The organism is Pseudomonas viridiflava (genome assembly GCF_900184295.1).
GTDB lineage: Bacteria > Pseudomonadota > Gammaproteobacteria > Pseudomonadales > Pseudomonadaceae > Aquipseudomonas > Aquipseudomonas viridiflava.
Map to the genome: position 1 here is coordinate 2,526,114 of NZ_LT855380.1, position 19,016 is coordinate 2,545,129.

Annotated in this window: 14 protein-coding genes; 8 read left to right on the forward strand and 6 right to left on the reverse strand. The window is 60.0% G+C overall.

Translation table 11 applies throughout. The features are described 5' to 3' along the window. The first annotated feature begins 215 nt into the window (after positions 1-215). Positions 216-1,577 carry an MATE family efflux transporter gene (locus tag CFBP1590_RS11665; protein WP_088235062.1) on the forward strand — a complete coding sequence of 454 codons (1,362 nt, stop codon included), beginning with the start codon at positions 216-218 and terminating at the stop codon, positions 1,575-1,577. A gap of 32 nt (positions 1,578-1,609) precedes the next feature. Then, positions 1,610-2,260: a TetR/AcrR family transcriptional regulator gene (locus tag CFBP1590_RS11670; protein ID WP_088235063.1), complete on the forward strand. Its 651-nt coding sequence runs from the start codon at positions 1,610-1,612 to the stop codon at positions 2,258-2,260. Positions 2,261-2,275: 15 nt separating this feature from the next. On the opposite strand, the gene CFBP1590_RS11675 is transcribed toward CFBP1590_RS11670, so the two are convergent. Then, positions 2,276-5,023: a beta-glucosidase gene (locus CFBP1590_RS11675; RefSeq protein ID WP_167383086.1), complete on the reverse strand. Its 2,748-nt coding sequence runs from the start codon at positions 5,021-5,023 to the stop codon at positions 2,276-2,278. Further along, on the reverse strand, positions 5,023-5,262 hold the full coding sequence (locus CFBP1590_RS11680) for a hypothetical protein (protein WP_058431627.1): 240 nt from the start codon (positions 5,260-5,262) through the stop codon (positions 5,023-5,025). Before CFBP1590_RS11680 ends, CFBP1590_RS11675 begins: the two co-directional genes overlap by 1 nt. Positions 5,263-5,874: 612 nt before the next feature. Between CFBP1590_RS11680 and CFBP1590_RS11685 the strand changes: the two genes are divergently transcribed. After that, positions 5,875-6,210 (forward strand): hypothetical protein, encoded by a 336-nt coding sequence (locus CFBP1590_RS11685; protein ID WP_050575439.1) that lies wholly within the window; start codon positions 5,875-5,877, stop codon positions 6,208-6,210. 14 nt (positions 6,211-6,224) lie between these two features. Here CFBP1590_RS11685 and CFBP1590_RS11690 read toward each other — a convergent pair whose 3' ends face one another. Then, on the reverse strand, positions 6,225-7,097 hold the full coding sequence (locus CFBP1590_RS11690) for a glycoside hydrolase family protein (protein WP_088235064.1): 873 nt from the start codon (positions 7,095-7,097) through the stop codon (positions 6,225-6,227). Positions 7,098-7,266: 169 nt separating this feature from the next. Further along, positions 7,267-8,940 (reverse strand): AMP-binding protein, encoded by a 1,674-nt coding sequence (locus CFBP1590_RS11695; protein ID WP_088235065.1) that lies wholly within the window; start codon positions 8,938-8,940, stop codon positions 7,267-7,269. A 247-nt stretch (positions 8,941-9,187) separates the two neighbouring features. On the opposite strand from CFBP1590_RS11695, the gene CFBP1590_RS11700 reads away from it, so the two are divergent. Next, entirely contained in the window at positions 9,188-10,429 is a 1,242-nt protein-coding gene (locus CFBP1590_RS11700; protein WP_029243465.1) for a M20/M25/M40 family metallo-hydrolase, read from the forward strand. A 9-nt stretch (positions 10,430-10,438) separates the two neighbouring features. On the opposite strand, the gene CFBP1590_RS11705 is transcribed toward CFBP1590_RS11700, so the two are convergent. Both CFBP1590_RS11705 and CFBP1590_RS11710 read right to left on the reverse strand, forming a co-directional pair. After that, complete coding sequence (locus CFBP1590_RS11705) at positions 10,439-11,617, reverse strand: sensor histidine kinase (RefSeq protein ID WP_080922438.1); 1,179 nt, start codon at positions 11,615-11,617, stop codon at positions 10,439-10,441. A 5-nt stretch (positions 11,618-11,622) separates the two neighbouring features. Continuing rightward, complete coding sequence (locus CFBP1590_RS11710) at positions 11,623-12,312, reverse strand: response regulator (protein ID WP_088235066.1); 690 nt, start codon at positions 12,310-12,312, stop codon at positions 11,623-11,625. Between the two features lie 98 nt (positions 12,313-12,410). On the opposite strand from CFBP1590_RS11710, the gene CFBP1590_RS11715 reads away from it, so the two are divergent. The 4 genes from CFBP1590_RS11715 to CFBP1590_RS11730 are packed head-to-tail and all read left to right on the forward strand — an operon-like array spanning position 12,411 to position 18,979. Then, on the forward strand, positions 12,411-13,916 hold the full coding sequence (locus CFBP1590_RS11715; protein WP_058431632.1) for an efflux transporter outer membrane subunit: 1,506 nt from the start codon (positions 12,411-12,413) through the stop codon (positions 13,914-13,916). Positions 13,917-13,921: 5 nt separating this feature from the next. Next, positions 13,922-14,746, forward strand: a complete 825-nt coding sequence (locus tag CFBP1590_RS11720) for a MipA/OmpV family protein (protein WP_163003452.1) — start codon at positions 13,922-13,924, stop codon at positions 14,744-14,746. Between the two features lie 16 nt (positions 14,747-14,762). After that, positions 14,763-15,896: an efflux RND transporter periplasmic adaptor subunit gene (locus CFBP1590_RS11725; RefSeq protein ID WP_088235067.1), complete on the forward strand. Its 1,134-nt coding sequence runs from the start codon at positions 14,763-14,765 to the stop codon at positions 15,894-15,896. Continuing rightward, entirely contained in the window at positions 15,893-18,979 is a 3,087-nt protein-coding gene (locus CFBP1590_RS11730; RefSeq protein ID WP_088235068.1) for an efflux RND transporter permease subunit, read from the forward strand. Before CFBP1590_RS11725 ends, CFBP1590_RS11730 begins: the two co-directional genes overlap by 4 nt. Positions 18,980-19,016: the final 37 nt, after the last annotated feature.

Below are 19,016 nucleotides of genomic sequence, written 5' to 3' on the forward strand. Positions count from 1 at the left end.
CGAAAAGCGCCAATGTGCGTCCATACACATACCCGTACTCCTTTGGTGGCAGAACTGTAGCTAATGGCAAAAGGATGTCAAATGAGCGGGCTCACGTCGTGAACACTCGCTCCTCCCTCAAACCGATACCCCCGACTGTCCAACCCGACTAGAATCGCCGCCTCGCTGAGCGCTTCACCTGAAGCGCTCAGCCCCAGTCCGTTCAGGGGAGCGTAATGGCTGCAGCCAGCGCGATATTTACCGAAGGTCCCGTATCACGACACGTCATGGTCACCGCCAGCACCAGCGCCTTGAGTCTGTTCGCCGTTTTTCTGGTCGACATCCTCACGCTGGTCTACGTCTCCATGCTGCACGACCCGGTGCTGCTGGCAGCGGTTGGCATTGCCAAGGTGATGATGTTCATCAACATGTCGCTGGCCAGCGGTTTCATCATCGCTGCCACGGCGGTATTGTCGGCGCGCATCGGTCACCGGGTGACGAAATCGGTGGCGCGGCTCTGCGCCAGCCTGATGCTGATGATTCTTGTGGTGTCCGGTGTTGCAGCGGTGCTGCAACTGTTCCTGATGGTGCCGATTACCCACTGGCTGGGTGCTGAGGCAACGGTTTACGAGGCAGCGCGCGGGTTTATCTGGCTGGCGCTGCCCGCGACTGTTTTGCAGGCCGTGATGCAGATGGCCGCGCAGATGCTCAGGACGGCGGGCGATAACCACCGTGCGCTGGGTGTGGTGCTGTCAGGAGCCGCGACGCTTGCGGTAGCGGATCCGTTCTTTATCTTCGGGCTCGGTCTGGGGCTGGAAGGGGCGGGGCTGGCATTCGCGCTGTCCGGGTGTGTGTCGGCCTGCCTGGGCGTTTACTGGGTGCGTAAGCGGATCGGCCTGACGTTCTCCCGCAACCTTAAACTGCTGCGCAATCACGCAGGCCGGACCTTCAAGCTGGCGCTGCCAGCCATGGCTGCCAACCTGGCGACGCCGGTCGGGCTGGCCTATCTGGTCGCCTCGCTGTCAGCGTTCGGCACCTCGGCGCTGGCCGCCATGAGCGTGATGGATCGCGTGCTGCAATTTTCCTACTGCGCCTTTTTCGCACTGCCCGGCGCGCTGGCGCCGATACTGGGGCAGAATATCGGGGCGCAACGGGACGACCGTGTTCGCCAGGCCATCGTCTTCACCCGCAGACTGGTGGTCGGTTACGGGTTGGCGGTCTGGCTGGTGCTGGTAGTGTTCAGCAGTACCATCGCCGATATCTATCAGCTGGAAGGCGAGGTTCGCACGGTCTTTTTGAATTACTGCCGGTTGGGTGGCGGGCTCTGGGTGATCATCGGCCTGGATTTCGTCGCCATCGCGGTATTCATGACCATGAACCGGTCATGGCTGGTGGCGGTTTTCGCCTGGCTGCGTGCGACGCTCGGCACTGTGCCGTTCGTATATGTCGGGGCTCACTGGTTTGGCGGCAGCGGCGCGGTACCAGGCATGTTTGCCGGTAACGCCGTGATCGCGTCGATCTCCATATTCGTCGCATCGCTGACCGCAAAACGGTTTTTCGCGAGCAGGGCCCAGGCTGCAGGCACTGGGAAATATTGAAGACACATCGGCTCAAGGTGTTATCAGGTTTTATGTCAGTTGAAGACTCAGGGAATGAATCCGAAGAGGCCGTGCAGCCCAAACGCCGCCGCGCACCCAAGGGTGACATGCGCAGAAAGGCCTTGCTGGATGCGGCGACGATCGTCTTCGCCCGCAATGGCTATTCGAGCGCCTCGATGCGTGACGTGGCGACGCTGGCAGGTATTACTACGGTCGGTTTGCTGCACCATTTCCCGAACAAGGAAGCCTTGCTGAGCGCGCTGCTGGAACGTCGCGATCAACGAGTAGTGTCCAGATTTCAGGATCTGGTCACCGAGCCGACGCTTGAAGGTTTTATCAAGTTCATCAAATTGAGCATGGGTTTCAGCATCGAGGACGCAGCCGAGTGTCAGGCGGCCTTGCTGATGAACACCGAAAGCCTGTCGCCTGAGCATCCGGCGTGGGCCTGGCACAAGGAGCGCTTTCATCTGACCCACCAGCATGCGCGAGGCCACTTGAATGCCTTGAAAGAGGCGGGGGAGATACGTGCGGATGTCGACGTACAAGCCTTGGCCCAGGAGATCTTCTCGGTCATGGATGGCTTGCAGATTCAGTGGCTAAGGTGCCCTGAAGAAGTGGATGTGATGGCGGTCTTCGACGTTTACGCGCAGCGATTGGGAAGGGACATCAAGGCTCTTCCATGAGCCTTGATGCTGACATCAGTATTTCAGTGAAGCTGACACCTGCACCGCCTTGCGCAGTGGCAACGGCAGCGGGTTGCTGTCGCGGGTCGTCAGTTTTTCCGGGTACAGGGTGATCAGGGTCCGGTTGAGCGTCAGGTTTTCCGAGTCCGCACCGACCAGAATCTTGTACTTGCCTGCGTCCACATCCCAGCTTGCAGTCTTGTCGACGTAGTAGGCCAGCGAACGCGAGTCGATCGGGATGCTGACGGTTTTGCTCTCGCCCGGCTGCAGGTACACCTTGGTGAAGCCCTTGAGTTCTTTTTCCGGACGATCAACGGCAGGTTTTACCGGCTGCACGTAGAGCTGCGCCACTTCGAAACCGGCCTTGTCACCGGTGTTGGTCAGGGTGAACTTCACGTCAATGGTAGAGCCTGGCGTCAGCACATTGGTCGACAGCTTGAGGTTGCTGTAGCCGAATGTGGTGTAGGACAGGCCGTAACCGAACGGGTAGAGCGGCTTGGCGTGCTTCTTGTCGTAACCGCGATAACCCATGTACAGGCCTTCGCTGTAGTTCATTTCAGTCAGGGCCTTGTCGCCACGGTATGCGGCCGGATCCGGATACGACGCGTAGCTCGGGTTGTCCTCGATCTTCTTGTCGATGGTGATCGGCAGTTTGCCCGACGGGTTGACCTTGCCGAACAGAATCTCCGCAAGTGCCTGACCGCCTTGCTGGCCGGGGAACCAGGCTTGCAGTGTTGCGCCGACCTTGTTGGCCCACGGCTGCATGTTGGCCACGCCACCACCGTGCATCACGACGATGGTGTTGGGGTTGGCCTTGGTCACGTAGCTGACCAGTTCGGCCTGTTGGTCCGGCAGGTCGAAACCGTGGTCCGAGCCTTCGCCTTCGTTCTCGTAGTTGGTGCCAGTGGCGACGACCACCGCATCGTATTTCGACAGATCCTTCGGCGGACGCAGCGAAGCCCAGCTCATCTGTACGCCAGTCACGCCACCGAGTGCCGGAATGAAGTTGCCCTGCACGCGCTTGTATTCAAGCTTGACGGTGTACGACTTGCCCGCGGTCAAAGCGGCGGTCTTGCCGGAGGTGGTCAGTGCATTGACCACGTCGGACGAGTACGGAACGCCGTCGCTTTCCACGACCAGTTCGTCGTTGACCCAGAGCTTGTAAGGGCCATCCGCACGCACCTTGAAGACTTGCGGGCCGGAGACCGTCGGCTTGATCACCGATGTGAAGCGTGCCGAGAACGAGCCGGGTGCAGGGCTGAAGCCGGAAACGGCGGTGGTACCTGCGTCGGTGACGTTGGTGCCGGTGGTCCAGTTCAGGTTCACGCCGGGCTCGACGCGGGTCAGCGCCGGGTCACCGGAGAAACTGGTGTTGGAGAAATATTCGGCTTTGACGCCCGAATTATTGATGCCGTTGTTACCGGTTGCAGGCTGATACCAGGCCGAGCTGGCCGGGTTCAGGCTCAACTCCGACAGGTAGGTCACGTTGGCGCTGCTGGATGCCAGTTGCTGCAAGCCGCTCAGCTCCGTCACGTAGCTGTTGGGTGGCGAGTTGGCGGTGCCGAAAGGCGAGGCGGGTGCGTCGTGTGCCCAGTTGCCGATCACGGCGATCTTCGCAGTGCGCGCCAAGGGCAGCAGCGGTTTGCCCGCAGTGGTGTTTTCGTTGCGCAACAGGACGATGGATTCACGCGCCGTGTTCAGTGCTGCACGCATGCCGTACTCGGGATGGTCCAGGGTCTTGGCCGTGTTGAGGTTTTCCTGGAAGTCGTAGCTGACGATGGCGCGCAGGTTGCGCTTGACCTTGTCATCAATGACGTTCTGGGTCAGTTGGCCGCTCCACAGGTACGGCAGCAGGTTGGCTTCGGTGAATTGCAGGCCGGACGGCATGTCGATATCGGTGCCGGCCCATGCGCCTTTGAACGCGTCATGAATGGCATTGAAGTCGCTGATGACCGTGCCCTGATAACCCCATTCGCCCTTGAGCACTTCGGTGATCAGGTGATGGTTTTCACAGGCGTAGTCGCCGTTGATCTTGTTGAAGCCACACATGATCGACGCGACGTTGGCGTTCTTGACCATCGATTCGAAGCCCGGCAGGTACAGCTCGCGCAGGGTGCGTTCGTTGACTGTCACGTTGAGTGCCTGGCGGTTGGCTTCCTGCTCATTGGCCAGGTAGTGCTTGCCGCTCGCCTGAATCCCCTGCACCTGAATGCCGTTGACGATAGCCGGAGCCAATACTGCGCCAAGGAACGGATCTTCACCGCTCACGTACTCGGCCGACCGTCCATTGAATGGCGTGCGGTAAAGATTCGCGCCGGGCGACAGCATCTGCTGCCCGCCGGAAATACGGGTCTCGTAGGCAATCGCCTGTCCGAATTCCTTGGCACGGTTGATGCTCCAGGTCGCGGCCAGTGCGGACTGCGATGGGTACTGCGCGCCGAAGGTGGCGTTGTTGACGTGCACACCCATAGACGAGTCGTAGGCAACCGTGCCCTTGATGCCCCACTTGAGCAGGGAAGGGATCATGTGCCCGTCGTTGACGCGGGTGAAGTTGATCTTTTCCGACGTGTTCATGTTGTCGAGAATCGAGCTGACGCGCGCCTCGACTTCATTGCCGGTGGCGGGGGTGACGACGGCCGCCAGCGCCAGATTGGCCTGCATGACACTGAAGGTCAGCAGGCTCAGGCCCAGCGTTTGTTTGAAAGCTGACAAGGCAAATGCTCGCTTGGCGCACAGGGGCGGATTAAGGTCTGACGGTGTCATCAGTGTTGCTCCTGTCGAGGTGCGTCGTCGGTGTTCACAGGCTCGTCGAGCAGGGTGGAAGCGCCTTTCTGTGCAGGTGTGGTGACTTTGTCGGCACCGGAAATCCGGTCACGTTTGGCCTCGACCTGAACTCTGACTTGTGCGTCGGAAGTTCCCTTGGTGGCAGTGGAAGTTGAGTCCGCTGCGAAGGCAGACAAACTTTGCGCGCACAGAAGTACAGCGCCGAAAACAGGCAACATGGATCGGGTCATCAATGGCAATCTCGATTGACGGTGGCAAGGATAATCAAATAGGCGTTTAGCGCGACATACCTGTCAGCCGAGTGTTAAGTCCGGAAAGCGCGAAAGAAGTTCAGCTGTTTATAAAATATTACCGCAGCGGAATTTATGAAATGCTGGCATATGGCCTGCCTGCTGCTGGCGCGCTTTTTTTGAACAGGGTAGCGCTTGGGGTAGAGTGATTTTCGCGACTTTATAGATATATAAACCATTTTTTTCGTAATATTTGATGATTAATCGCTAAAAAAACACATATAAAGGTATTATTCTCTAATCTGCTAAACCTAACTGTGATTAGGTTTAGTGCTCTGCTATCATGGCCGCTCTGCTGAAACAGCCGCATTTTTTACAGTCTTTAAAGGGCGATCATTATTGATGCATACACGCCTTGAGTTGATAGACAGTGATCGGGCTTATCGGTCTTTATAGTGATATCGACTCTGATGAAAAAAGGCTGTTTGGCTGTTTTGGTTTCATCAGATTTTATCGACGTTATCGCCAGATCTTTCGCTGTTTGTTTATATTTTGACGAAACGTGGCAACTTGATTTGTCACGTCGAAGTGTGCCCGCCCATGACATCAGATAATGTGAGCGACAAGCCTGGTCGAATCGATGTGGCCATATTGAGCGCCGTCAGGCGCCTGAGCCCGGATCGCACCCGAAAGCTCACCTTCGGCCAGATCTACATGGAACTGCTCAAGCGCTCTGCGCGTGTCTGCCCCATCGTCGACTGCGTGCTGGCGGTCGATGTGCTGGCAAGGGAAGGGTTGCTGATCTCGGAACGACTGTTGGAAGTCGATCCGTCCTTTCCGTACACGCAGCACATCATCAGTGGCCTGACCGATGTAGGCGCCGCCTCTCTGGATGAGCGCGAAGCACCGTCAGCCAGAAGCCGCTGCTTCGGCTGAACAGAACCCATCTTTCATTCGCTGTACGGCAACGAGAGGTAGTACTGACCCAGTTCCGTCAGTCTTCCTTCGGCATCCAGCAGGCTTGAAAAGTGCGGATCCGGTGTCATTCGCCCGGTGAACCAGGCGTACCTGAACACGTCCGACCGCCGCTCCAGCATCGTGACCATCTCTGCCATCTGCTGCTTCTGTTTTTCCAGTGAATCGATCTGCAGTCCGTCATCAAGCGTGTGCCAGTTGGCGAACTCGGTTACCCAGAAGGGTTTGCCGTATCGGGACAGTCTGTCGAGCATGCTCGACAGGCCGTAGTCATACCAATGAAAGGCCAGGTAATCGATCTGCGGGTCCCGTCCCTGATGGGCTGACGCATAGGCTGCGTAGAACGCGTCAAGCCAGGCCACCGGGTCGCCGTAGCCGGTCATGGTTCCCCAGTTCATCGCAGGGCCGACCAGTTTGACCCCGGTCTGCGCCGAAATCTGTTCCAGACGAGGCCACAACTGTGCAGCGGCCTGGGGTGTCATGTTGGCCTGATCGACCAGATTGGGCTCGTTGATGACCAGCAGATAACGAATGCCGGGGTGCGCCAGCAGATAGAGCTTCAACTGACCGTCATCGAGATTGGCGTTCCAGACCATCGGCACGAAATCGACGTTGTACTGGCCCGCATAGTCATAGGCGGCCAGACGATCATGGGGCTTCGGGCTCCAGTTGTACCACCAGCTCATGCCAGTCGATAAAGCACTCAGGTCCGCAGGCGAGGCCACGTCATACGCGACGCCGCGCTTTACGCTTTTGGTGGCTGTCCAGGCGGACTCGGAAAGCACACTCAGCAGCAGTGCGAAGGCGATCAGTGCATGGCGTGTTTGAAGGGCTTTTCTCAAGATCATGATTCGCACATCCCTGGAATCAATGGCTGATGATCTGGCAGTCCCTTTCGTGACGAGGTAGGCGTTATTGGCGTTGTGGTTGCTTGCCCGAATGGCTGTCTCCAGCCATTACAACGATTGGGTGACGAGTCCGGACGTTACCCCAATCGCGAATCAAAGTCTTTGCATGTCAATCACCGGCTGTGCTCAGTCGCTCAATGCTGATCTCGCGCATGCGAAATTTCTGCACCTTGCCGGTGACCGTCATCGGGAATTCGTCGACGAAGAAAAAGTGCCTTGGCACCTTGAAGTGCGCTACACGGGAACGAAAGAAATCGCGCAGCAACGGTTCTTCGCACACGTGACCGGGATGCAGCCTGACCCAGGCCACCAGGTCTTCGCCGTAGCGATCACACGGAATGCCGACGACATAGGCTTCAGCTATGTCGCTGTGCTGTAAAAGCAGTTCTTCGATTTCACGCGGGTAGATGTTCTCGCCACCGCGAATGATCATGTCCTTGCTGCGGCCCACGATCGTCACGTAGCCATCAGCGTCCATCTGCACCAGATCGCCGGTGTGCATCCAGCCCTCGGCATCGATGTCTCTGGCCGTGGCTTCGGCGTCCTGCCAGTAACCCAACATGACGCTGTAACCTCGGGTGCAGAGTTCACCGACCTGACCACGCTCCACTGTGTTTCCGTGGGGGTCGATCACCTTGTGTTCCAGATGCGGCTGAGTGCGGCCAACGCTGGTCACGCGCAAGTCCAGAGGGTCGTCATTGGACGTCTGCAGGGAAACCGGGCTGGTCTCGGTCATGCCATAGGCGATCTGCACACCGCTCATGTGCATCTGGTCAATGACCTGACGCATCACTTCGATGGGGCAGATGCTGCCTGCCATGATTCCGCCCTTGAGGCTGGAAAGATCCAGTGCCTGTCGCTCAGGAAGATCGAGTTCCTTGATGAACATGGTTGGCACGCCATACAGGTAAGTCGCCCGCTCGCTGGCGACCGCTTCGAGTGTTGCCAGGGGTTCGAACGACGGCGCCGGATAGATCATCGTCGCGCCATGGGTCAGGCAGGCGAGGTTGCCCATCACCATGCCGAAGCAGTGATAAAGCGGCACCGGAATGACCAGCCGGTCCTCGGATCCCAGGCCAAGGTTGTAGCCGACCATGTAACCGTTGTTGAGGATGTTGCGATGGCTCAGCGTGGCGCCTTTCGGAAAACCGGTGGTGCCCGAGGTGTACTGGATGTTGATCGGGTCGTTCACCTCCAGGCTGGCAGCGCGCAGTTCGAGGGCATCCGCAGGCGTCGATTCGGCAAGCGAATGAAGCGTGCGCCAAGCCAGCATGCCGGGCGGCGGGCTGTCGGACAGGCTGATCACGCCGCGCAGTTCGGGCAGTGCTTCGCTGTGCCAGGCTCCAGGCGTCCGGGTCAGCAACTGTGGAACGACCTGACCCAGCATGGCGTGATAATTCGAGTCCTTGAAGCAGTCTGCAGTCACCAACCACGAACAGCCTGAACGCTGCAATGCGTAGGTCAACTCCGAAGTGCGATAGGCCGGATTGATGTTGACCAGCACTGCGCCAATCTTCGCGCTTGCCAGTTGCGTGATGCACCACTGGGCGCAATTGGGTGCCCAGATGCCGATCCGCTGGCCCTTGTCGATACCCAGAGCGAGCAGGGCGCTAGCCACGGTATCGACCTCACGTCCAAGGTCGCGCCAGCTATAGCGCACCTGCTGGAATGGCACGATCAATGCGTCCTGCTCCGGCCAACGTTTTACGGCTTCGGACAGGGCGCTGCCGATTGTGAGTTCAAGCAAGGGTGGATGTTGCATTCCAGCGGAATAGCTCAGCATGTCGCATCCTCGATCTTTTTATTGTTGAGATGTGATGACTGCGAGTGAAGGTTGCCGCTTACGTTAACGTCATGGCGAAACGCTGTCCAGTTCCTCTCGGCGGGCATCGCTTGCTGACCTTTCGGCAGATTACAGCCCCGTTTCTGCCGACGATTGCCTGATCCGGTTTCATGAATGCCTGTTCCGATGCGCTGGCTTGAGGTAGGTTCTTGAAAACCTTTCAATCACACTCAAGGATGGATTGCGCATGCGCCTGTTTTCCCGCTCGCCACTGGCCGCTCGGCTGGGCCTGGTTTTCGTTCTGACAGCCCTCACTCCGCTTGCCATGGCCGAGCCTCATCAGAAGATTCAGGCCGACGCCGAGCAGTATCAGGACGAAGCCTTGAAGCTGCTCGAACGTCTGGTGAACATCGATTCAGGCTCTGGCTACACCCAAGGCCTGGGTCAGGTCAGTGACATCGCCATCGAAGAACTGAAAAAGCTCGGTGCCACCATCGAGTTGGTCCCCAATACGCCTGAGGCCAGCAATCATGTGCTGGCCACAATCAAGGGCACTGGCAAGGCGAAGATTCTGTTGATGGCGCACATGGACACCGTATTCAAGGAAGGCACCGCTGCCGAGCGACCGTTTCACATCAAGGATGGCCGTGCCTACGGTCCCGGTGTGATGGATGACAAGGGCGGAATCGTGGCGGCGATCTACGCGCTGAAAGTGCTGCAGAACCTCAACTTCAAGGATTACGCGCAGATCACGGTACTGCTCGACGCCAGCGAGGAAATCGGTTCGACGGTTGGCACCGAGCTGATCAAAAAGACTGCCAAGGCGCATGACGTCACCCTCAACCTGGAGCCGGGTCGTCCGGCCGATGGTCTGGTGGTCTGGCGCAAGGGCGTCGCCACGGCATTGGTCGAGGTCAAGGGCAAGGCGTCCCACGCAGGCGTTGCGCCGGAGCTGGGACGCAATGCGGCCAGCGAGGTCGCCCACCAGATTCTGCAACTGGGCAAGCTCGGTGACGAGGAGAAAAAGACCACCATCAACTTCACGGTGCTCAAGGCTGGCGACCGCACCAACGTGATCCCCGATCAGGCCAGCGCCAAGGCTGATGTGCGTGCGGTGTTGCCGGAGGAGTTTGATCGCATCGAACAGGACATGGCCAAGGTGTCCGCCAACAAACTGATTCCCGACACCGAGGTCAAGACCAGTCTGGTACGCGGCCTGCCGCCGATGCCGCAGACGCCGCAGTCCGATGCATTGGTGGCCATGGCGCAGGGCATCTATGGCGAGCTGGGGCGCACGCTGACCATCGAAGGCAGCGGCGGGGCGGCGGACTCGAGTTTGTCAGCCAGCGTGGGGACGCCAACGCTGGACGGTTTCGGCATCGTCGGCGGCAATATTCATACGCCTGAGGAATACGCAGAAGTCGCAAGCGTCGCGCCGCGTATCTATCTGCTGTCGCGGATGATCATGAAGGTCGCCGGGGCGCAGTAATGCTCTGGCTCAGACCGGGATCATCAGGCGGATCACCGATCCGCCGCCCGGTCTGTTCTGTGCGCTGATGACTGCATCATGCTCAAGACAGATGGCCCGGGCGATTGATAAACCCAGCCCGCTGCCACCCGAGTAGCGCGCTCTGGAACGCTCGGCCCGCCAGAATCGGTCGAACACCTGTTCAAGGTTGTCCTCGCCAAAACCCGGCCCTCTGTCTGCAAACGCCAGTTCCACCTGGGTGCCGATGGCGCTCGCCGTGATGTGCAGTTCGCCGCCCTGTGCCGAGTAGCGCAACACGTTGTCGACCAGAATGTTCACGACCTGACCGATTCGGTCCCGATCCGCGGTCAGCTTCAGCGCGGACGGGATGTCCAGCGCCACCTTGACGCCTGCCTGCTGAAGCTGCGTGGCAAACCAGTCCAGACGTTCGGTGACAAGTTTTCCCAGCGAAAAGGCGGTCTTGTTCAAGACCAGTTGACCGGCGCTGGCCAATGACAGCAAGTGCAGGTCATTGACCAGTTTGTTGAGTTGGTTGAGCTGTCGGCTGACCATTTCCAGTTGTGCGAGATCGCTTGGGAAAACCTCATCGATCATGCCCTGCACACGGCCCATCGCTGCGTTGAGTGGGGTGCGCAGCTCATGGGCGATCATGGCACTGGATTCGCTGACTTCCAGCTCGTAGCGTTCGAGTTGAGTGGTCATGGTGTTGAAGTCGCGCACCAATGATTGCAGTTCGTCCGGACCGTGATCGATGGCAGGCAGGCGCGTCTTGAAATCACCTTGCGCTACTTGGCGCGCACCTTTGGCCACGGAGGAAAACTGGCTCGACAGCGGGCGCGAGAACAGGAACCCGAAAAAGATGATGACGGGTGTCGCCACTCCGATCAGCCCAGCCAGCAACCACCACAATTGATTGGCAATGCCAGGCAGCATGTATTCGGTCGGATAGTACTGCACGAACAGTTCACGAAGCCTGGGAACGTTCAGGTCCGGCTGGGCCTGCAACTGCTCAAGTTCGATGCGCACGCTCTCGGGGATGGAGTGCAGGGTGATCCAGTCCGTTGCGGTTACGTACAGCCACATGCAGAACGCAATCACGATGATGGCGCCGATTGCGAGCATGCTCATGCGCATCCCGACCCAGTGCCATAACGGCCTAGCCTTGGAATCCGGTTGACTTGGTGGCATGACAGTCACCTGAACCGGTAGCCGACGGCGCGCACGGTGACCAGCACGTTATCGATGCCGTGCAGTTCCAGCTTGCGGCGCAGGTTATGCACGTGAGCATCCACCACCCGCGCCAGCGCTTCGCTTTCCGGCAGACAGATCTCGAGTAGCTCCTCGCGGGTAAACGCCTTGGATGGGGTCTTCAGCAAAGTGCAGAGAATCTTGAACTCGGTGGGCGTGAGGTCCAGCAGCGTCTGTTCCTGTTCCAGCCCTTCGATACGCGCCGTGACGGCGTCGAGATCGACCACCAGATCCTGGTAGCGCAGCTGTCTTTCGGCGCTGCCACCCGGTTGGGCACGGCGCAGAACGGCGTGCACCCGCGCCACCACTTCCTTGGGGTTGTATGGCTTGACCACGTAGTCGTCCGCGCCATAACGCAGTGCACCGAGTTTTTCCGGCTCGTCACCCATGGCGGTGACCATGATCACCGGCGTATCGCTGCAGCGCCTGATTGCCGACAGCACATCGGTGCCGCTGACCAGCGGCAACATCACGTCGAGCAGCACCAGATCGGGCCTCCATTGCCGGTGCATGTCGATGCCGCGCTGGCCGTTTTCCGCGAGGCCGACGATGAAGCCGTCCCGAAGCAGGTAGGCCTCCAGAATGCTTGCACTGTCGGCGTCGTCTTCGACCACCAGAATACGTTTTCCTGACACAGGGCCGCCTCTTGATCAAATCTTGATAATTCACGAACGGTTTATTGATAGTCGACGTTCAGGATTGCGTTCAGACCCCACTGTCGCGAACAGATCCTATGCCCACTCTCACGCTGCTGTCCAAGCCTATCCGTGTTTCCCGGCATCGCACCCTGCGGTGGTGCGCGGCGTGGCTGATGGTGCTGACTGTTTCAGGTTGCTCCCTGGCACCCGAGTATCAGCAGCCGCCATTACCTGTCCCTGCCACGGTGTCATCCGGCGTTGTGTCAGCCGCTGCACCGCCTTCGCAAGCGGTGCTGACGTCCGACGAAGAGACGCTGATTACCGAGCTGTCTCCAACCGGTGAACTGCGCACGCTGGTGCTGTCGGCGCTGGACTTCAATCGTGACTTTCGCATCGCCGGCCTGCGCGTCGAGGAAGCCCGGGCGATGCGCGGCCTGAGCGTCGCGGATCGCTTTCCGACGGTGGCCGCAGGGCTCGAGCGTGATCGCCAGCACTTCGACAACAAGGCCGCTGACGAGCGTTACGGCCAGGACATCACCGTCGCCTCCGTGGGCATTTCCAATTACGAGCTGGATTTCTTCGGTCGCTTGCGCAGCCTGTCCGACGCAGCGCGTCATGACTATCTGGCCACGCTTCATGGCCAGCAGGCCGCCCGCAGCGCTCTGGTGGCCGAAGTGACGCAGGCCTGGCTCGCCGAGCGCATGGCGGCAGCCTTGCAGGTCGATGCGCAGACGATCAGTGACACGCGCTCGATGCTGCTCGGCATGGCCGAGGGACAGCAGCGCGCGGGCGCCATTTCCCTCGACGACGTTGCCATGCAGCGCCTGGAGGTGCTGAGCGCGCAGCAGCAACTGCAGGATGCCATCGGTGATCATTCCAGCGCCTCTCAGGCATTGTTGCTCCTGACCGGCTACTCGGCGCCGTTGCCGTCGATGACGCTCGAACCTGCACACCTGACCGCCGCTGCGATCGACACGCCTGCATTGCTGATGAACTTGCCGTCTCAACGTCTGCTGGAACGCTTCGACGTTCGCCAGCGCGAAGAGGCGTTGAAGGCCAGCAACGCGAACATTGGCGCAGCCCGTGCGGCCTTTTTCCCGTCCATCACGCTCAGCACAGGAGTCGGTGTGCAGAGCGACAGCCTGCGCAGCCTGTTCAGTCACGGCAGCGGTGCCTGGCTGTTCAGTCCGCAGTTGAACCTGCCGCTGTTCGACGGTGGACGCAATCGCGCCAACCTGGACCTGGCACAGGTGCGCAAACAGATCGCCGTCGCCGACTACGAGAAAACCATTCAGATCGCTTTCCGCGAAATGGCCGATGTATTGACCCGCCGTCAGCAGGCGCTGGATCACGTGCGTGATGAGGTCAAGCGTGTCGCGCTGGTCCAGGAAAAGGTCCGGCGCATGGCCTTCGAACTGGAGGCGGGCAACACAGACCGCAGCGCGCCGCTGGCATCGGCCATTCGTGTCGCCCAGGCCGACGCCACCTTTCGCAAGTCTTTGCACGATCTGCAGCGTAACCGCCTGGACCTCTATCGCGTCCTGAACGGCGCAGAACCTGTCACTTCTTCCCCCCTGACTCAACCTGGAGTTACCCCATGACTATCATGAACATCTGCACCCCGTCACGTCCCTTGCTGTTCAAGGTTTTGATTGCCACTGCTGCTGTGGTGCTGGCCGGTCAGGCACGCGCCGACGATGCCGCTTCCGGCTCATCGCTGCTGGGCGACAAGGTCAATGTCAATCTGGGACTGGGCATGGGCGTCGGGCCGCGTTACATGGGCGCGGACGAATACCGCAGCCAGGTGCTGCCGATGTTCACCGTACAGAGCGGCATGCTGTTCGCTGACAGCCTCAGAGGGCTGGGGCTGCAGTATCAGTCGCAGTCGGGCTTCGGTGCCAGTGCTGCGCTCAACTATGACTTCGGCCGTACCGAGAAAAACAGCACAAACCGTCCGGGCTCCAACGAGCTCAAGGGCATGGGGACGGTCGGTGGTGCGACGGTCGCTGACCTCATGCTTTCCCAGCAGCTTTTGCCTTGGCTGACCGTCAGCGGCGAAGCCGAACTGCGCCTGGCAGGCGAGAAGCGCGGCAATCGCTACCGTCTGGGCTTTGAAGGCATTGCCTACCACAGCCAGTCAGACACCGTGGCTATCGATATCGACGCGCACGCCGGAGACGGTCGCTATAACCAGATTTATTTCGGGGTCAGCCCGATCCAGAGCCAGCGCACCGGCTTTTCCCGTTTCACGGCCGACAGCGGCATTTATGCGTATTCCGCAGCGCTCAGCTGGCAGCACAGCTTCGACGATCACTGGTCGACGGTTACCAGCGTCGGTGTCACGCATTACACCGATCAGACCCGCGGCAGCCCGCTGGTCGAGACGGACGCCGAAGCGAGCGGTCTGCTTGCCTTGAACTACGCCTTTTGACCGCCAGAGGCCTGCCATGCGATTCCATTTCATGACATTGCCCGGCTTGATGAAGCGGCTGGGCGTTGGTTGTGGCGCTGTTCTTCTTGCGGTGCTGGTGAGCGGTTGCGACGACAAGCCTGCCGCCGTGGCGCCTGTCATTCGGGCGGTAAAAGTCGAAACTGTCAGAAGCGGAGCGGGCGAAGGCCTGCGTTTTTCCGGCGTCGTTCGCCAGCCTGACAGCGCCAGCCTGGCGTTTGAATCGGCAGGTACGCTGGCCGACCTGCGGGTCGACATTGGAGATGCATTCGAAAAGGGCCAAGTGCTCGCGGCGCTGGATCGTCAGCCCGCCGCGCTGCGGCTCCAGCAGGCCCAGGCCAGCCTGAGCGCTGCGACGGCTCAGGCTGCGGAGCGTGGGCTCAACTATCAACGCCAGAAAAATCTGCTGGCCGCTGGCAGCGTCGCCGAAAGCGTTGTGGAGGCAGCCCGTGCTGCGCAGACTCAGGCTGTGGCAGAGCAGACGCGGGCGAAGTCCGAGCTTGCTCTGGCACGTCGGGAGGCCGAGCGCAGTCAGTTGATCGCTCCCTTTTCCGGGCGTGTCGTGGCGCGCCGTGCCGACCGTTTCGCCATGTTGGCGGCCGGGCAGGTGGTTCTGCAGGTGGAATCGCGCAATCGGCCGCAAGTGATGGCAGCGGTTCCCGTCGAGCAGGCCAGCCATTTCAAAGTCGGCGATCGGGCGCACGCTTCCTTTAGCTCAGGATCGTCTGCCGGGTTTGATCTGGTGCTTGAAGGCATCTCGCCGCGTTCCGAGGACGGGCTGGTGCGCAACTGCCTGTTTCGTCTGCTCGATCCTTCCGAATCAGTGGCCAGTGGCGTGACGCTGCTGGTGCACATGACGCCTGAGCAGGGCGTACAACCCTTATCAATACCGGTTCAAGCGTTGTGGATGGGGACGAGCAAGGGAGCTGCGCAGGTGTTTGTCTATCAGCCACCTGGCACGGTTGCCATCAGAAACATCACGCTGGGCGCCGTCAGGGAAGGGCGCGCGGTTGTCACCGAGGGACTGTTCGCAAACGAGCAGGTGGTAACAGCCGGCACTGCTTTTTTGCAGGACGGACAGACCGTCAGCCTGTTCCAACCCACGACCCGTTTGACTGAGAGCGCCCCATGAACATTACCCGTAACGCCATGGGGGCGAGTCGCCTCACGCTGTTTGCCGCTGGCCTGATCCTGATCGCCGGTGTCCTGGCTTTTCTGGGTTTTCCTTCTCAGGAAGAACCGTCCGTGACCGTGCGCGATGCGCTGGTCAGCGTGGCGTTGCCGGGTCTGCCCGTCGAGCGCGCGGAGGAGTTGCTGGCAAGGCCACTGGAAGACAGGATCCGGGAGTTGGCGCAGATCAAGGACATCGTCACGACCATCAAGCCGGGCCGAGTGATCGTACAGGTCACAGCTTATGACAGCGTCAAGGATCTCCCCGCGCTGTGGCAACGGCTCAGGGCCAAGGTGGGCGAACTGAGCGGCAGCTTTCCGCCCGGCACTCAGGGGCCGCTGGTGGACGATGACTTCGGCCGTGTCGCCGTCGCCTCGGTCGCCGTCACGGCGCCGGGCTTCAGCATGAGTGAGATGCGCGGCCCCATCAAACGTCTCCGTGATCAGTTGTACGGTCTGAGCGGGGTTGATCAGGTCGAGTTGTACGGCCTGCAGGATGAACGCATCTACCTTGATTTCGACCACCAGACGCTGGGTGCTTCCGGGCTAGCGCCGCAGCAGGTGCTGCAACAGTTGCAGGGTCAGAATGCGATTGCGCTGGGCGGCAATCCGGTTGTGGGGGAGCAGAGCACCACGCTGTCGGTGAGTGGCGAAATCCTTTCTCTGGAGCAACTGCGGCGGTTTCCCGTGCAACTGGCGAGCGGTGAGCGCGTACCACTGCAATCTCTGGCGAAGGTGTCAGTAGCCCCTGTCGACCCGCCGGAAACGGCGGCCATCTATCAGGGACAGTCAGCGGTCGTGCTGGCCGTCTCGATGCAATCGGGACTCAATGTTCAGGCCTTCGGCACGTCGCTTCGCGCACGTCTGGGCGAACTTGAGCAGCAACTGCCTGCCGGTTTTGCTCTGCACATCGTGACGTTCCAGGCCGATGTGGTGCAGAACGAGATGAGCAAGATGTACCACGTCATGGGCGAAACCGTGGTGATCGTCATGTGCGTGGTCATGCTGTTTCTGGGCTGGCGCACCGGGCTGGTCGTAGGGGCCATCGTTCCGCTGACGATCCTGACGACGCTCATTGTGATGCGCTCGCTGGGCATCGAGCTGCAAACCGTGTCGATCGCGGCAATCATCCTGGCCCTCGGGTTACTGGTCGATAACGGTATCGTGATTGCCGAGGACATCGAGCGACGGCTGCATGCCGGTGAGGCGAGATGGCAGGCGTGCGAGGACGCAGGACGTACGCTGGCGATTCCGTTGCTGACCTCTTCATTGGTGATCGTGCTGGCGTTCTCGCCGTTTTTTCTCGGACAGACCAGCACCAATGAATACTTACGTTCGCTGGCGATCGTTCTGGCGACCACGCTGATCAGTTCCTGGCTGCTGAGCATCACCGTGACGCCGCTGTTGTGCTTTTACTTCGCCAAGGCGCCGACCGTTGATCAAGACGCACCGGCACCCGACGAGTACGCTTCAGGTTTCTACCGCGGCTATCGCACGGTCATCGAGCAACTGCTGCATTACCCCTTCATCTTTCTGGGCTGCATGCTCGGCTTGCTGGCTGGTGCGGTCGTGGTACTGACCCACGTGCCCTATGACTTTCTGCCCAAGTCCGACCGTTTGCAGTTCCAGATTCCGCTGACGATGGAGCCCGGCAGCAGCTCGACAGCGACGTTGCAGACCGTGCGTGACATCAGCCAGTGGCTGAGCAATGACCGGGATGTGGTCGACAGCATCGGGTATGTCGCCGACGGCGGGCCGAGAATCGTGCTGGGTCTCAACCCGCCGTTGCCAGCCCCTGACATTGCCTACTTCACGGTCAGCGTGCGCAAGGGCGTCGATCTGGATGCGGTGATTGCCAGAACACGCCGGTTCCTGCTGCAGCAACATCCGGAAGTCCAGGCACAGCCGAAGCGTTTTTCCATGGGCACCACCGAGGCAGGCGTGGCGATCTATCGGATCATCGGCCCGGACGAAGAGGTATTGCGCCAGGCGGCCGGTCAGCTTGAAAAGGCCCTGTTGGCGTTGCCCGGCACCGTTGACGTGCAGGACGACTGGCGCAGTCGCCTGCTGCGGTATGAGGTGGTGGTCGATCCATACAAGGCGCGCTTGGCAGGGGTCAGCAGCGAGGACATCGCTCAGGCACTGCGCTTGCGTAATGGTGGTCTGTCCGTGTCGTCGATGCAGGATGGCGAGACCACGGTAGCGCTGGTGGCCCGAGCGGTTGAGGATGCCGGAGCCTCCGGCAATGATCTGGACACGACGTTTATCTACCCGGCCTCGGGTTCAGGTCCTGTCCCACTGTCGACAGTCGCTACTCTGGAGCCACAGTCCGAAGCGTCTACGTTGTTGCGCAGGAACATGGAGCGCGCCATCACCGTGACCGGACACAATCCCTCGCTGACGGCGACGACCATTGTCCAGCGCCTGGCTCCGCAAGTTGCAGCAATCAAGCTGCCGGTGGGCTACCGCATCGAACTGGGCGGGGAGATTCAGGACTCTGCCGATGCCAATCAGGCGTTGCTGCAGTACATGCCGCATGCGCTGGTCGGCATGCTGCTGCTGTTCGTCTGGCAGTTCAATTCGTTTCGCAAGTTGCTGATCGTGATCACCAGTGTGCCGTTCGTGCTGATCGGGGCGGCGTGCGCCTTGCTCATCACCGGTTATCCGTTTGGCTTCATGGCCACCTTCGGCCTGCTGTCGCTGGCGGGCATCATTGTCAATAACGCGGTGTTGCTGCTTGAGCGGATCGATGTAGAGCGCGAGCACGGCCTGAATGTGCACGAAGCGGTGGTCAACGCCGCCGTCAAACGCCTGCGGCCTATCGTGATGACCAAACTGACCTGCATCATCGGGCTGGTGCCGTTGATGCTGTTTGCCGGCCCGCTGTGGGAAGGCATGGCAATCACGATCATCGGTGGATTGGCCCTGGGGACACTGGTGACCCTGGGCCTGATTCCCATTCTTTACTTGCTGCTGTTCGACAGGTTCGACAGGTCCAGCCTCAGGAAGGCGGTATCGTCCCCAGCAGGCCCACCGCAATCGTGAATGCCAGAAACGCCAGTAAACCCAATGCCATCTTGCC